Source organism: Grimontia marina (assembly GCF_900060185.1).
Classification (GTDB): domain Bacteria; phylum Pseudomonadota; class Gammaproteobacteria; order Enterobacterales; family Vibrionaceae; genus Enterovibrio; species Enterovibrio marinus.
This window is the reverse complement of sequence record NZ_FIZY01000037.1, coordinates 1-12458: the sequence shown is the minus strand read 5'-3', so window position 1 is coordinate 12458 and position 12458 is coordinate 1. Positions and strand designations below refer to the sequence as shown.

General features: G+C 47.6%; 13 protein-coding genes and 2 pseudogenes. 12 read left to right on the top strand and 3 right to left on the bottom strand.

The features are described from left to right. Window positions 1-129 precede the first annotated feature (129 nt). The 7 genes and pseudogenes from GMA8713_RS17345 to GMA8713_RS17315 form a co-directional block, all read left to right on the top strand. Window positions 130-762: pseudogene (locus GMA8713_RS17345) on the top strand (IS4 family transposase); the annotation flags it as partial. A 90-nt stretch (window positions 763-852) separates the two neighbouring features. Beyond that, window positions 853-1386, top strand: a pseudogene (locus GMA8713_RS17340) (hypothetical protein); the annotation flags it as partial. Continuing rightward, window positions 1386-1904: a metal-dependent hydrolase gene (locus tag GMA8713_RS17335; RefSeq protein ID WP_005500661.1), complete on the top strand. Its 519-nt coding sequence runs from the start codon at window positions 1386-1388 to the stop codon at window positions 1902-1904. The pseudogene GMA8713_RS17340 and the gene GMA8713_RS17335, both read left to right, overlap by 1 nt. A gap of 12 nt (window positions 1905-1916) precedes the next feature. Further along, window positions 1917-2450 carry a prepilin-type N-terminal cleavage/methylation domain-containing protein gene (locus GMA8713_RS17330; protein ID WP_062712674.1) on the top strand — a complete coding sequence of 178 codons (534 nt, stop codon included), beginning with the start codon at window positions 1917-1919 and terminating at the stop codon, window positions 2448-2450. Beyond that, complete coding sequence (locus tag GMA8713_RS17325) at window positions 2443-2883, top strand: thermonuclease family protein (protein WP_062712672.1); 441 nt, start codon at window positions 2443-2445, stop codon at window positions 2881-2883. The genes GMA8713_RS17330 and GMA8713_RS17325 overlap by 8 nt, the downstream gene beginning before the upstream one ends. Window positions 2884-3129: 246 nt before the next feature. Beyond that, entirely contained in the window at window positions 3130-3792 is a 663-nt protein-coding gene (locus tag GMA8713_RS17320; RefSeq protein WP_062712670.1) for a hypothetical protein, read from the top strand. A gap of 151 nt (window positions 3793-3943) precedes the next feature. After that, window positions 3944-4876: a DUF2971 domain-containing protein gene (locus tag GMA8713_RS17315; RefSeq protein ID WP_232314469.1), complete on the top strand. Its 933-nt coding sequence runs from the start codon at window positions 3944-3946 to the stop codon at window positions 4874-4876. A gap of 427 nt (window positions 4877-5303) precedes the next feature. On the opposite strand, the gene GMA8713_RS17310 is transcribed toward GMA8713_RS17315, so the two are convergent. The 3 genes from GMA8713_RS17310 to GMA8713_RS17300 all read right to left on the bottom strand — a co-directional run bounded on the left by GMA8713_RS17310 (window position 5304) and on the right by GMA8713_RS17300 (window position 8031). After that, a complete protein-coding gene (locus GMA8713_RS17310; RefSeq protein ID WP_062712666.1) occupies window positions 5304-6140 on the bottom strand; it encodes a beta-1,6-N-acetylglucosaminyltransferase in 837 nt (278 codons plus the stop codon). Window positions 6141-6382: 242 nt separating this feature from the next. After that, the gene (locus GMA8713_RS17305; RefSeq protein ID WP_062712663.1) at window positions 6383-7636 is read right to left on the bottom strand and encodes a Y-family DNA polymerase; all 1254 of its coding nucleotides are present in this window, start codon (window positions 7634-7636) and stop codon (window positions 6383-6385) included. Continuing rightward, on the bottom strand, window positions 7624-8031 hold the full coding sequence (locus tag GMA8713_RS17300) for a LexA family protein (protein ID WP_002537669.1): 408 nt from the start codon (window positions 8029-8031) through the stop codon (window positions 7624-7626). The genes GMA8713_RS17305 and GMA8713_RS17300 overlap by 13 nt, the downstream gene beginning before the upstream one ends. A gap of 532 nt (window positions 8032-8563) precedes the next feature. Here GMA8713_RS17300 and GMA8713_RS17295 point away from each other — a divergent pair. The 5 genes from GMA8713_RS17295 to GMA8713_RS17275 all read left to right on the top strand — a co-directional run bounded on the left by GMA8713_RS17295 (window position 8564) and on the right by GMA8713_RS17275 (window position 12285). After that, window positions 8564-9547: a type IV toxin-antitoxin system AbiEi family antitoxin gene (locus GMA8713_RS17295; protein WP_062712661.1), complete on the top strand. Its 984-nt coding sequence runs from the start codon at window positions 8564-8566 to the stop codon at window positions 9545-9547. Beyond that, window positions 9513-10328: a nucleotidyl transferase AbiEii/AbiGii toxin family protein gene (locus GMA8713_RS17290; RefSeq protein WP_062712659.1), complete on the top strand. Its 816-nt coding sequence runs from the start codon at window positions 9513-9515 to the stop codon at window positions 10326-10328. Before GMA8713_RS17295 ends, GMA8713_RS17290 begins: the two co-directional genes overlap by 35 nt. 146 nt (window positions 10329-10474) lie before the next feature. After that, window positions 10475-10828, top strand: a complete 354-nt coding sequence (locus GMA8713_RS27410; protein ID WP_157515666.1) for a hypothetical protein — start codon at window positions 10475-10477, stop codon at window positions 10826-10828. Window positions 10829-10930: 102 nt separating this feature from the next. Continuing rightward, window positions 10931-12031, top strand: coding sequence for a pyocin-S2/colicin E7-DNase domain-containing protein (locus tag GMA8713_RS17280; protein ID WP_062712656.1), 1101 nt, complete (start codon window positions 10931-10933; stop codon window positions 12029-12031). Further along, window positions 12028-12285 carry a bacteriocin immunity protein gene (locus GMA8713_RS17275; protein WP_062712654.1) on the top strand — a complete coding sequence of 86 codons (258 nt, stop codon included), beginning with the start codon at window positions 12028-12030 and terminating at the stop codon, window positions 12283-12285. The genes GMA8713_RS17280 and GMA8713_RS17275 overlap by 4 nt, the downstream gene beginning before the upstream one ends. The last annotated feature ends 173 nt before the right edge of the window (window positions 12286-12458 follow it).

Here is a 12458-nt window from a genome sequence, read left to right as displayed (position 1 = left end):
CAATACTGAAAGAAACGAAAAAGCCCGCTCTCTGAGCGTAACACCGATCAGTTAAGGCATTGATCAGTTGAACGATCCTACAGATGGTTAACAATACTCTCAGTACACTAATTGCTGAGGGTATTTTTTATGTTGGCTCACTGGCTGATTGATGTCGATACGTTTGCTGCACCCGAATCAATGGCCCTCTTCTAAAAAGAACTCCCGCTCGAATGGATAGAGCAAGCCCTTGATTCGACCAACAAAGCCAGTATGAGACGGCGTAAGTTACCCGCCGAACTTGTCGTTTGGTTGATTGTCGGTATTGGCTTGTATCGGGATAAACCCATCACGGAAGTTTTAGATAAATTAGACCTCAAGCTTTCCAACCACTTAGGGGATTCTGTTGCACCAAGTGCTATCCCTCAAGCGAGAAAGCGCCTCACCGCCCAACCTTTGGAAGCGCTTTTTAAACTGACAGCAGCCCATTGGACCCAGCAGGAAGATAGCGATGACAAATGGTTTGGCCTAAGTTTACTTTCAGTCGACGGCACTCAGTTCCGCACCCATGATACCGCCTGTCTTGCGGAGCACTTCCAATACATCAAGTACAATGAAAACCACCATACTGAATACCCGATTGTTCGATTATGTGCCCTCACATCGCTGCGAAGTCGTTTATTACATGATGTTGTCTTTGGGCCCAGCTCGACAGGTGAGGTCTCTTATGCCAAACAGCTGGCGGCTTCGGCTCCCGCTCACTCCCTGACGATTTTTGACCGCCGGAGTTTTGATAGCGTTACTAAGAGAGTTCTCCATATTCTATCTTTCTCAGTAGCGACTTAATCATTTCGATACCATCAAAAGTGCCGAGCCATCTATCAGGCCGTGCTCAACTGCTATCCAGAGAAGAGCAAATTCAAGCTCGATATCGACCTCGTTGCTGGCATGAAATCAAGCTATGACCAATACGATACCGAAGGCTGGCCAGAGATCAGCGAACACTATGTCGGGATTGTCGGCAAAATGCCGCTTTACAGCTCTACCGAACTTTCCCGCGAACGCCAGTGGGAATATCAGCGCAGAACAGCAACGGCGACCGCCGTGGCTGAGTTTGTGGACTCCATGGCCAACCGTAACCATGCCTACCGCATGATGGGACTTTACCTTTCTCTCGAAGCCCGTTCACAGGCAAGGGTGAAAGAGGGTGTGGCCAACATCAGCGAACAGGTGGCGTACCTTGAAAGTGTGGCCACTACGCAGCGCGACATACTGAAGTTTGAAGCCAAAGTCACCGAACACCGCTTAGCACTCGCCGCCATGTGCGATGATGGTAAAGCGCCTGACATCAACACCTACCTCAAACAACTTGCCTGGTTACCACCGGCAGGAAAACAGGAAAACTAGTGCGCTGGTTCAGCCACACCCTGATCGCCGGTGCCATGTGCGCCGTGATATCCCCGCCGCACGTCGCTGCCTGCATTGCCGGTGCCACAGCTCCGGACTGGATGGAATGGGTGGTTAAAGTCACCGGCAAGCGCATCAAACACCGTGGACCGACCCACATCTTCACCCACTGGCTGATCTTCGCCCTTGCGGCCACTTTCGTGTGGGACTGGCACGGCCTGTTAGCCGCCTTTGCCTGGGGCGGAGTGAGTCACATTGTCACCGATGCCATGACGGTTTCTGGTGTGCCGTTCTCGCCTTACAGCGACCGGCGCTTTCACCTCTTTGGCGGCAGATTCCGCACCGGCGACCCGATTGAATACGCGATAGCCGGTGCCGTAGTGATCGCCTGCATTGGCCTTTCACACTTAACCGGCAGCGAAGGGTTTGCGCCGTTTTTCTACGATTGGGGTGGCATGTACGACCGTGGCCTGATTGATGGGCTGGAATGGAAAGCCAACCGATTCAGATTGATATAAAGGAGTTATCACATGAAAACAGCCAAAGGGATTTCACTGATAGAAATGATCGTCACCATTTCAGTGCTCGCCGTAGTCACTGCCGTGGCTGTTCCGGTGTACACAACCCAAGTCGCCAATGCCAAAGCAGAGAAGCTGGCCATGGATATTCAACAGCTCGTTGACTTTGCCGGTGCTTACGCCGATAGGCGATGGAAGCCAGCCTACATTCACCTTATCAACATACCCAATGATGCAACCACCGAAGACACAACCTGGTGCCTGGTTGCCTCGCCTTACAGCACCGTTACCAAATGCTCAGATGATGAAGACACCGCCGCAGAGATTGCCAACGAGAAGCGGATAGCTACCGTGTTTGGTAACAAACACCCCGACATAGCCTTAAAACGACTCACCACACAGACAAAATTCATGTTCGACAACAACAGCTACTCGATGTTTTTAGGCGGCGACAGGAAAGAAAATCACATCAGTTTTCTGGAGGCTCAGGTAGGAAACAAGACATTCACAGCGAAGGTGAACTACAGGTATTTTGAGCTTGAATAAGCGTTGGCCACTGGCGGTATTAGCCACATTACTACTCATACTCCCAGCACATACCCACGCGAAAAAACAGTATGGCATCGCTACTGTCAGTAAGGTCACTTCGATTTATGATGCTGATACCTTTCGGGTCAATATCGATGGCTGGCCAGCTATTGTCGGTCAACATGTCCCCGTCCGAGTGAAAGGAGTAGATGCCCCCGAAATTCGCGGGAAGTGCAAAACTGAAAAGCACTTGGCCAGAGTGGCCAAACAGTTCACCGTTGAACAGCTGCGCACCGCCAAAGAGATACGCCTGACAAACATCGAGCGCGGAAAGTATTTTCGCCTATTGGCAGACGTTGAAATTGATGGCCAGCTACTTGCGGATAAACTCATCAAAGCAGGAATAGCGAGGCCATATCAGGGAGGAAAGCGCGAAACCTGGTGTTACTAGAAAATGCCCCAAAATCATTTAGAGTAGATACTCTTGACTAAAGACACATGCTCAGGCAGGTAAAATTTTTCTAATCCATGTTCTGGGAACTATACGGAAAGTTCTGGTTTTTTCTTTGTGAAATCTATCTTCAATTCACGGCAATAAACGGATACTGATTGAGTTTCATAATAAATTGCAGCAACATAGACGGAATGCACACACGGAAAAGCACCGTTTGTAAAGCGTTACTCCTCAAGGAAAAAGATGAACATTTCTAATCATTTGATAAATCGAGAAAGTGAACTAGAACAACTTTCTAAAGAAGAGTTGTTTCGCATTGATGAGTTTAGACGAAGAGTGGAAAGCTTCGAAAGCGCAGTGAAACGTTATTACGTTGGAGCCATCGCGAAACATGCAATATCAGACGATCCAGAAGTAAAAAAAGCAACGTTTGAAGCCAATACTCCAGAACTAGATCATATTCAAAATCTTGCACTCAAATTTCGATTTTTCTATGCCGAAAAAGAGCCAACAAAGCTTGAATCGGTTATTGGCCTTTTGAGAAGACGAGCTAAAGATGAATGGGCACGCAATTACCTCGATTTAGTGCGCAAGCAGTACAATGAAATGATGAACCGTTGTGATATGAGTGACTCAATGGGGCACCCTGTAAGCAACCGAGAAATAATTAATCTTTGGTTTAATTCTGACTTTTTTCATTCAGACGTTGATAAGCGTAAAAAGTTGAGTGTTATTAATCAGTCGATTTCAGAGCAAGTGTCTTTATTTCAGCTCTATACCGCTATTACTGGTGTTTTGACGCAGTTAAACTCAGTGTATGCGGTTACTCATAAAATTAGTTCGAACACTAATACGATCTGTACGCCTAATCACCACTTTAGACGTAAGTCACAGGCAAAAGCATAAAACATCAAGGTGAACGCGTTACGCTACATATCCGTCACACGCATAGAAAACCCTAAAGTGGGATGTTTAATCACCCCACTTTGAGATCTAATAAATTGTTATATTTTTACACCCTAAGTAGAGGCACCGTTTGAAGCAGCTCTTTAAATACATGAGTAAACCACGAAACTTCTTCGAAGAGGGTTTTATTCGTCTTTCACAACTAAGTGCGCTAAATGCCCCTTTTGAAGCTGCTTTTTGCCGAAATAGTTTAGATGAATTGGCTAGCGAATTTGACGAGTCAACTTCTTGGGATCCAGAATTTGGTGAGTTGAAATTCTCGCAGTACGTCGATTTTAGAATGCACCATATAGGCGTCATAAGCTTTACCGAAAATAAAGAAAACCTTCTAATGTGGGCGCACTACGCAAATGAGCATAAGGGAATAGTCGCAGGTGTGGCACATTTCCCACAACATGGTTCAATTTTTGAAAAGTTATTTAGAGCTGACTCTCTGATAAACTCCGCTTGGGGCGAAGAATGGTCGCAGTTCGATGGCGTACCGAAACCTATTTCTTATAGAAAAGGGCTACGATATCGGAATGATAAATTTGACTATGACTATTCAAATATATCGGCGGAAGGCGCTGACAGAGTTCTTTACGAGGTGTTTTTACAAAAGAGTGATGAGTGGATTTATGAACAAGAACATCGAGTTATTCTTAGGTTGGAGCAATCTGATAGGGTAATAATTCCAGATCTTAATGCCATCCGCGACGAACGCATCAAAAATAAAATAGTGATTTCATCATACTCAGTGGTAAATTCTGAGAATAGTTCATGTACTGTAAATCTTTATGAAATTACTGATGATGCTGAGAGAATATCTGTTGCAATGGCACTGGCTAAGCTTAGCCAAAATCCCCAGGTTATATATCAGATGAAATTATCATCGAGCGCAATAAACAATTGTCTAATCGGTTTAAAATCGGAAACGACTAAAGCTGATGTGCAAGGTAGTCATGCTCTCTCTACTGGTTACTTAGATATCTGGAAAGCGACAAGAAATATGGATTATTACAGCATTGAATTCAAAAAAATATAACAAGCGTATATGTGGCTCATCAGAATAACGGTAAAACCAACGAGGTTTGGCCATGGTTAAACGGACATGCTGATATTCCGTCAATAGAGTTTGAACAGAGCCAATTTGAAGTTGTAGGAAATGTTCATCAAGGCTTGAAGAAATCGTTATAACACATATGCCCCAAAAACATTTAGATTAAATACTCTGCACAATTGAGAGGACGTGCGTTTACCCTACTAAAACTTATTCGATTGAGTTGATAACTGTTCATTCTCGTCATTAGGCGACATCTTGCAGTCTCGTCATGTGCCATAACTTATTGATTATAAGTTGAGTTAATATGAAAACGATGGCATTACCGAAAGATGAAAGACGACAATTTGTGGTCTAATAAGCGTTAGGTTTCTTTGAGCCACCCCGTAAATACAGGGTGGTTAATTAAAGACTAGACAGTTGCACCGAGGTGGTGTTCAATTCTATCCACCACTTTAGCATCCTCTAACAGATCAAATTTTCGAGCGAAAAGATTAGGGCTCGATATTAAGTTGGAAATATCGGCCATTGTAAATGTCCTTGGCCTTAGCTTTATGTCTCCATCTGGTACCCAATCGATAAAACGCAAATCATCTTGAACTATTTCACCATGACAATCGTTATTCATCATAACCGTTTGGAAAAATCCCTCATCAGCAATAAAAGTATTTTTATAAAATTCTTTATAGGGCTGAGATGCATCCGAATTACAGACAAAATCACAGAACTGTCGCGACACAATCATCCATTGAGTGCCTATAAACGGTGTTATTCCTGACATGAATTTTCTGGCTATTTTAGGTCGGTAAATATGTCCTTTATATTCAAAACACATATTTTCTATGCGATTCATCGTTTCGGGCCTAGCTTCATTTTGGTCTAGTGCTCGAATGAATTCCTTGTCTGGATTATTTGACAAAAAGTCATGAATATATGGCTGAGTTTTCAATGGAAAATCTTGTCCACTTAGGTTTATAAAATGAGTCCAGCTTTTATTCATTTTTAATAACTTAGCCATACCACGAAGTTCAATATTAACTAGGCTATACCCACCCCATAGCGCATCTTCTGATTCAAGAATTTCTGCATTTTTGTAATCACCTATAAACAAAGATATTTCATCTAAAATTTCTTTGCCAGAAGTTTTGTCAACATGGATAACGTAGTGATTATTTGGATGGTATATGGCATGAAATAACCGTTTAAATTGATCTGGATAGCGGTGAACGAGAATAAGATAAGCAATCATTAGATCATTCCTTGAGAAATCTGGAATATTTATTTTCACGCTCCAGTTGTCTCAGTTAGTGAATGTATGCTCTGAGTGGTAAGGCGTGTTCTTATCCTTATACCATATGGGGGCTCTGTCTTGATTAATCAATAGCAATGAAATATAAACCTACAAGCAATTTAAGGCTTCAAGATACTTTTTCTAATCCAATTTTGGCACGTTAGTATCCATACTCTAACGTGCTTCTGTCCAAAACTCCCTCAACACCTCACCCTCGGCACATCTCCCCACCGAGTCGTATACTGCGGTGACAAAAACTCCCGTCGCATACCCCACTTCTGCTCAATCCCCTCCGCCGCCAGAAACACCGTGCCGGCACCATATCGCTGATTCAGCCCATCAAACGCCTTCATTAACGCTGGGTTCCCTGACTGGGTGTCAAACAAATCTGGCTGTACATGCTCGGCCCTGGCTAGATCCAATAGCCCCACCCCGACCTTGTAATACTGCACGCCCAGCTCATACAACAACGGCACCAAGGCCGACACCGCCGCAGTGATCACCGTGGTATCGTCCACCGGAAACGCAAAGCGGTGTAGCTGTTTAAAACTTCTTGGCTTCTCGTCATACGGCGAATTCCCCGCAAACACCATCAACACCGAACACACCGACCCTTGTGCCCGAAGCTTCGCCGCCGCAATCCCTGCATGCTTACACAATGCCTGGTGAAGGGCTTCCTGCTCCACAATCCGCTCACCCATCGAGCGGGTAGAAAAGATTTGCTGCTTATCGGCCCTGGCCACATCCCAGCCTTTACACACCTCGCCGTTTAGCTCCCGCACCGTGCGCTCCATTTCCACATTAAACTCACGACGCATCAACGCTGGTTTCTGGCGCGACAGCTGCAGCGCGGTTTCAATGCCCTGACGTTTCAGCCTTTCAGAAATCCGCCGACCGACACCCCAGACATCCCCAACGGCCATGCGCCCCAACACATCGAAACGCTCAGCCTCCGAGTCCAACACACAGACACCGGCATAACCGGCTAACTTCTTCGCCGCATGATTTGCCGCCTTGGCCAAGGTCAGGGTTTCCCCCATACCGACCCCGACCGCCAGCCGGCACTCTTTCCATACCGCCCGACGCAAAGATTCAGCATGCACACGTAAATCCGGAATAGCTGCGCAGCGGTGAAAAGACAGAAAGGATTCATCAATCGAATACACATGCTGCTCAGGCGCAAAACGCCCTATCACCTGCATCATCTTGTCGGACAGATCGCCATAGAGCTCATAGTTCGATGAACAGACGATCACCCCCTTCATTTCACACAGGGTCCGCATTTGAAAAAACGGCTTAAACTTCTCTACCCCTAGTTCCCTGGCCTGACGGTTTGCTGCTACCACACAACCATCATTATTCGACAGCACAATCACCGGCTTTCCCCGCCAGTCTGGCCTAAACACCTGCTCAGCACTGCAGTAAAACGCATTGGCATCGACTAGCGCGAACATAACAAAGGACTCTCACGGTGACAGCGGATAGAGCGGACGACGACACCCTCAATAGAGAACGTATCGTGTTTCGTGATTTGCACAGAGGCGTAAGTGTCATTGGCCGACAGTAACAAACGGCGGGACACATCGAGAAGCTTACAGACAAACTCCCCGTTAAAGTTGGCCACAATGACGTCCCCGTCCCTCGCGGTGACGTGCCTATCAACGATTAGGATATCGCCATCAAAAATACCGACGCCCTGCATCGACTCCCCCGACGCGCGGCCAATAAAGGTCGCGCTGGGATGCTCGACCAACAGCTCATCCAAGCTCAGCGGTAGCTGGCGATAATCGCTCGCCGGAGATTCAAAGCCGGTGATACCGGCACTGGCAAAAATAGGGATAACGTTCATTTAAAAATACTGTTTATATATACAGTATTTATTCTATCTCTTTCTGTCTCACTGGCAAGATCCAGCTTTTCTGACAGCTGGAAAATCGAGCAAATCAGAGTGTCTGAAAAGACAGAGTAGAAAGGTTGGGTTGTGGAGAAAAAAGCCGGAATCTCTCCGGCTTTCAAAGTTATCTTGCTAAAAACTCTAACAAGATGGGCAGGTATAAAAATACGACGACGACTGCTGCAATCACAATGACTTCGTTCTTGCTGAACATGTTTAACATGGCTTTCTCCTTAGTTGTGAACCATGCCCTCACGATATAAGAAAATTGCGGCTTTGATTTCTGCTAACGATGCTATTTTCACTGATTGACCTTTTAGTCAGATAATTTTCCGTCCTATACCTGAACATCCTCACTACCCATTTCCAGACATTCAACCCACTGACAGCACTGCTTAAAGCCTCGAAGGAGGCTATATCCAACTGGAAAATATATCACCCCAATGATATATTTCATGAATCATGAAAACTTTCTTATCGTGAAAAAATGGAACAGCAGATATTGAGTCAGGCATTGGATGCACTGCCTGAGCACATCGAGATCACCGACATCCAATACCAGGATGATGATGATGCGCGAGACAGTGGCGTAGATGCCACCTTGACCCTGAAAATAGCAGGGGAAGCACGGACATTTGATGCCGATATCAAACGTATTCACCGCAAAGCAACACTGGATGCGTTTCTACAAACACAACGCCAGCGTGAAACCCTGCTGATCTGCAATCCACTCAGCGCTTTCTTGCGACAGTACAGTGAAGAGAAACGCATCAACTATATAGATGAAGCCGGTAACGCCCATATTGTTCAGCCCGGATTTTTCCTCCATATAGAAGGAAAGAAGCAGGAAAAGATTCAGGACACGCGCCCCACCTTGAGTGTGGGGATCATGAAATGCCTGTTTGCCCTGCTGGCTGACGATACGCTCCTCAATCAACCCTATGAAGTGATAGCCGAAAAGTCCGGTGTTTCATTGGGGATGGTCAGTAAAACGCTGAAGTACCTTATCGATATTCAGGCTATCCCCAAAGACAAAAAGTCCCGACGCTTTTTGGATAGATCTCCCCTTATTCAGCAATGGCTGGCGGCATACCCTCAAGTACTCAGAAAAAAACTGGCCCCCTTTCGGGTAAAAACGCCGCTGCACTGGCAAGCCATGACGCTGGAAGAGGGAGAGATCTGGGGGGGAGAAGTCGCTGCAGCAATGCTGACAAATTACCTTGAGCCAGAAGAGTACTGGTTGTTTACCCGCGATCCGATACAGAAAAAAATGCGCGAGCTTGAGGCTAGGCCCTCAGCTGACGGGCAGCTCCTGATTGCTGCTCCTTTTTGGGGAAAAAGCCTGAGTGTAAACACGGCCACTCAGGCTCTGCTCACCGTGGCAGAGCTGCTGGCCAGCAACGACAGTCGCAACCGCGAAGCCGCAGAGATCTTAAATGATCAATACCTACACCTTCACTCACTCCCTTAACCCGCAGTTTGAGTATGCGCTTGATAGCCTGGTACGGATCATCAACGGGCTTGGCGTCCCTTATTTCATTGCCGGTGCCACCGCCCGTGATGTCGTGTTGCACGGTATTCATGGCTACCCGCCAATCCGCGCCACCCGGGATATTGATACCGCCATTTTGGTCGACAGCTGGGACGCTTTTCATGCAACCAGAGAGAAGCTGCTGGCAGCTGGCTTAAAATCCTCCCGTGTTGAACACCGCTTAACTGAGCCTAAGACGCAGCTACCGATTGATATTATTCCGTTCGGCGCAGTGGCAGATCCACAAGGTGATATCACCTGGCCACCGCATTTTGATATCACCATGTCGGTGGCCGGATTTCAGGAAGCCTATGACTCCTCCCTGACCGTGGTCTGGAACGATCTCACTTTTCAGGTAGCTTCCCTGCCTGGGATCGCGCTTTTGAAGCTGATTGCCTGGCTCGAACGCGGGGCAGAAAACCGTAAAGATGCGACGGATTTTTTCACGGTACTTAGCCGCTACCACGAAATTCATGACGGGCGTTTATGGGAGGATTACGTTCCTGGTGAAGCACTCGGCTACGATGTTGAAAGACAAGGCGCTTACTTGCTGGGCTTTGACTTGAAACCGTTACTCACGACGTCGACGCTTGACGCTGTCACAACGGTTCACGATAAACCGGACCCTTTTATTGCAGCCATTGCTGCGACACACCGTGGCGCTGATATTGACCGTGTCAGTCAGTTACTCGCCGATTTCTGGCTAGGATGCGGGCTATAGCCCGTTATTTCACCGACCTGTTCCCCCACCCAGACTGTCTCAATAGTTAGATAACAATCTGAAAAAATGCATAGTTACCTGTGTGCGCCGTGGACGCTCCTTTAAGATAACAACCAGCACTCAGGGAGAGAGAGAAAAGGAAGACTGTGAGTTTACGGGTAGTGAAAGCCACCGATTTAATGGCGTATGAATTTGGCAAAGTCGAAGGCGGTTTTCAGCAGATGAGCGCACGCGATCTAGAGCGCGTCATCCCCGACGGCATGGCCATCGATGTGTTCAAAAACAAGCTCTACGACGGGCAACTCGTGCTGCTCAACGACGCCCCCAATGTACCCGCCCTGCAAGCCCAGAAAGGCGCCATGGGCAACACCACCTGGCGCGTCAACCCAGAAGCCAGCAATCACCTTTCGCCACAGGCACAACAAGCCATGGTGTCCCGCACCAAAGTCCAAGGTGCACCCGCTTCCGGCGGCGGTTCACTGAACCCGCCATTACCATAGCCGCCATATACGCCCGAGGCCGTCGTCGCGGATCCCCCGCCTGAGCCCATCGCCCCGACCAAGATTTCAGAGAACTTTGGCAAACCGGCACAGGCCGATAAAGTGTTCGCCAAATCCTGCACCCGCCCTTATGGCGACACACAGGCATGCGAAGAAGCACTGAAAGCGCCCAACTTCGGCATGATGGCGGCCATGGTGCCCGCCCAGGCATTAGACGCCAGCGGGCGACTGCCCCTGACAAAACTCACCGGCAACACAACACGGATGCCGCTGAACTGGGGACTGACGGGCGAGATAGCCAAAAGCGCCGCCAAACGCGCCAACTTTCTTGCCCTCGCGTTCTGGCCTTCACAACTGGGAGACGGGACCCTCTACACAGACGAAGAGCTGGCACAACTGCCAGAAGCGGCCACCCGAGTGCGGTTCCGGCTCTACCAAGACGAGCACGGCAACCCGCAGGCGATAGGCATTCACACCGGCGAAGGGAACCCTTACGGCGATACCGTCAGACGGATTTCTGCAGAAGCCGTCGAAGACAGGTTCGAAGCCAAGGTTGATGAAGAGATCACGCTGACCTGGTTCCCCGACGACAGCGACAACGTGCTCACTGCTGGCACCTCCTTCCCCGATACCAGCGGGCTGGAAATCAGCAACATTCTGGTGCGCCCGATAGAAGATGACGGGCAGGAGCTGACTACCCTTGTCTACCCCAACCCAGAAGCCGAACACATAGAGCTGATCGTTACCTTTCCGGCAGACAGCGGCATACCGCCGCTTTACCTGGTGTTTAGTTCACCGAGGAATAAGCCAGGTGGCGTGACGGGACAAGGCGAAGACATTACAGGCATCTGGTTAGAAAATGCGGGTAAAGAGCTCGGCTCTCCCATCCCTTCACAAATTGCAGACAAAATGCGGGGGCGCGAGTTCTCTAGCTTTGATAAATTCAGAGAAGCGTTTTGGATTGAGGTGTCTAAAGATGAACGACTTTCAAGCCAGTTTATAGATTCAAACAAAGAAAGAATGAGTAAAGGTTACGCACCAAGGGCCAGAAAAGCAGATCACAGTGGTGGTAAAAAAGGCAGAAAAGCCTTCGAACTGCACCATATAAAAGAGATCCAATACGGCGGTGAAGTTTACAATGTTGATAATTTGCGGGTCATTACTCCAAAGCATCATATTGAAATTCATAGAGGTTCTAAATGACAAAGCAGACGATAACAGAATACACAGAAGACGAATTCTTAGATCTTCTTATCAAGATTTGTAAAGCTGATGCGCCATCAGAAAATGAACTGGATGCATTGGTTGATCACTTCGAAGAAATAACTGAACACCCTGACGGCTCTGATCTCATCTACTACCCAGAAGTAGAAGAAAACGGCACCCCTGAGAATATCGTTCGTATTGTGAAGGAATGGAGAGCCTCAGAAGGCTTACCAGGCTTCAAAGGCAGCTAAAAGAAACAGGCATAACTTACATAAGTTATGCCCTTTACTTCATTTACATAAGTTACGTAACTGATTAAAGCCTAGTATTCAGCCCCGTTAACTCACTGAATACCCCTTCGAGCATGTCGCAATACACCCCAGACTGACTGCCCATTTCCGGACATTCAAACGACCGGCGGCAC

Excerpts from the sequence above, each read along its gene's own strand:
- GMA8713_RS17330 (WP_062712674.1), top strand. The coding sequence starts at position 1,917 with ATGAAAACAGCCAAAGGGATTTCACTGATAGAAATGATCGTCACCATT.
- GMA8713_RS17320 (WP_062712670.1), top strand. The coding sequence starts at position 3,130 with ATGAACATTTCTAATCATTTGATAAATCGAGAAAGTGAACTAGAACAA.
- GMA8713_RS17315 (WP_232314469.1), top strand. The coding sequence starts at position 3,944 with ATGAGTAAACCACGAAACTTCTTCGAAGAGGGTTTTATTCGTCTTTCA.
- GMA8713_RS17310 (WP_062712666.1), bottom strand. The coding sequence starts at position 6,140 with ATGATTGCTTATCTTATTCTCGTTCACCGCTATCCAGATCAATTTAAA.
- GMA8713_RS17305 (WP_062712663.1), bottom strand. The coding sequence starts at position 7,636 with ATGTTCGCGCTAGTCGATGCCAATGCGTTTTACTGCAGTGCTGAGCAG.
- GMA8713_RS17300 (WP_002537669.1), bottom strand. The coding sequence starts at position 8,031 with ATGAACGTTATCCCTATTTTTGCCAGTGCCGGTATCACCGGCTTTGAA.
- GMA8713_RS17295 (WP_062712661.1), top strand. The coding sequence starts at position 8,564 with ATGGAACAGCAGATATTGAGTCAGGCATTGGATGCACTGCCTGAGCAC.
- GMA8713_RS17290 (WP_062712659.1), top strand. The coding sequence starts at position 9,513 with ATGATCAATACCTACACCTTCACTCACTCCCTTAACCCGCAGTTTGAG.
- GMA8713_RS17275 (WP_062712654.1), top strand. The coding sequence starts at position 12,028 with ATGACAAAGCAGACGATAACAGAATACACAGAAGACGAATTCTTAGAT.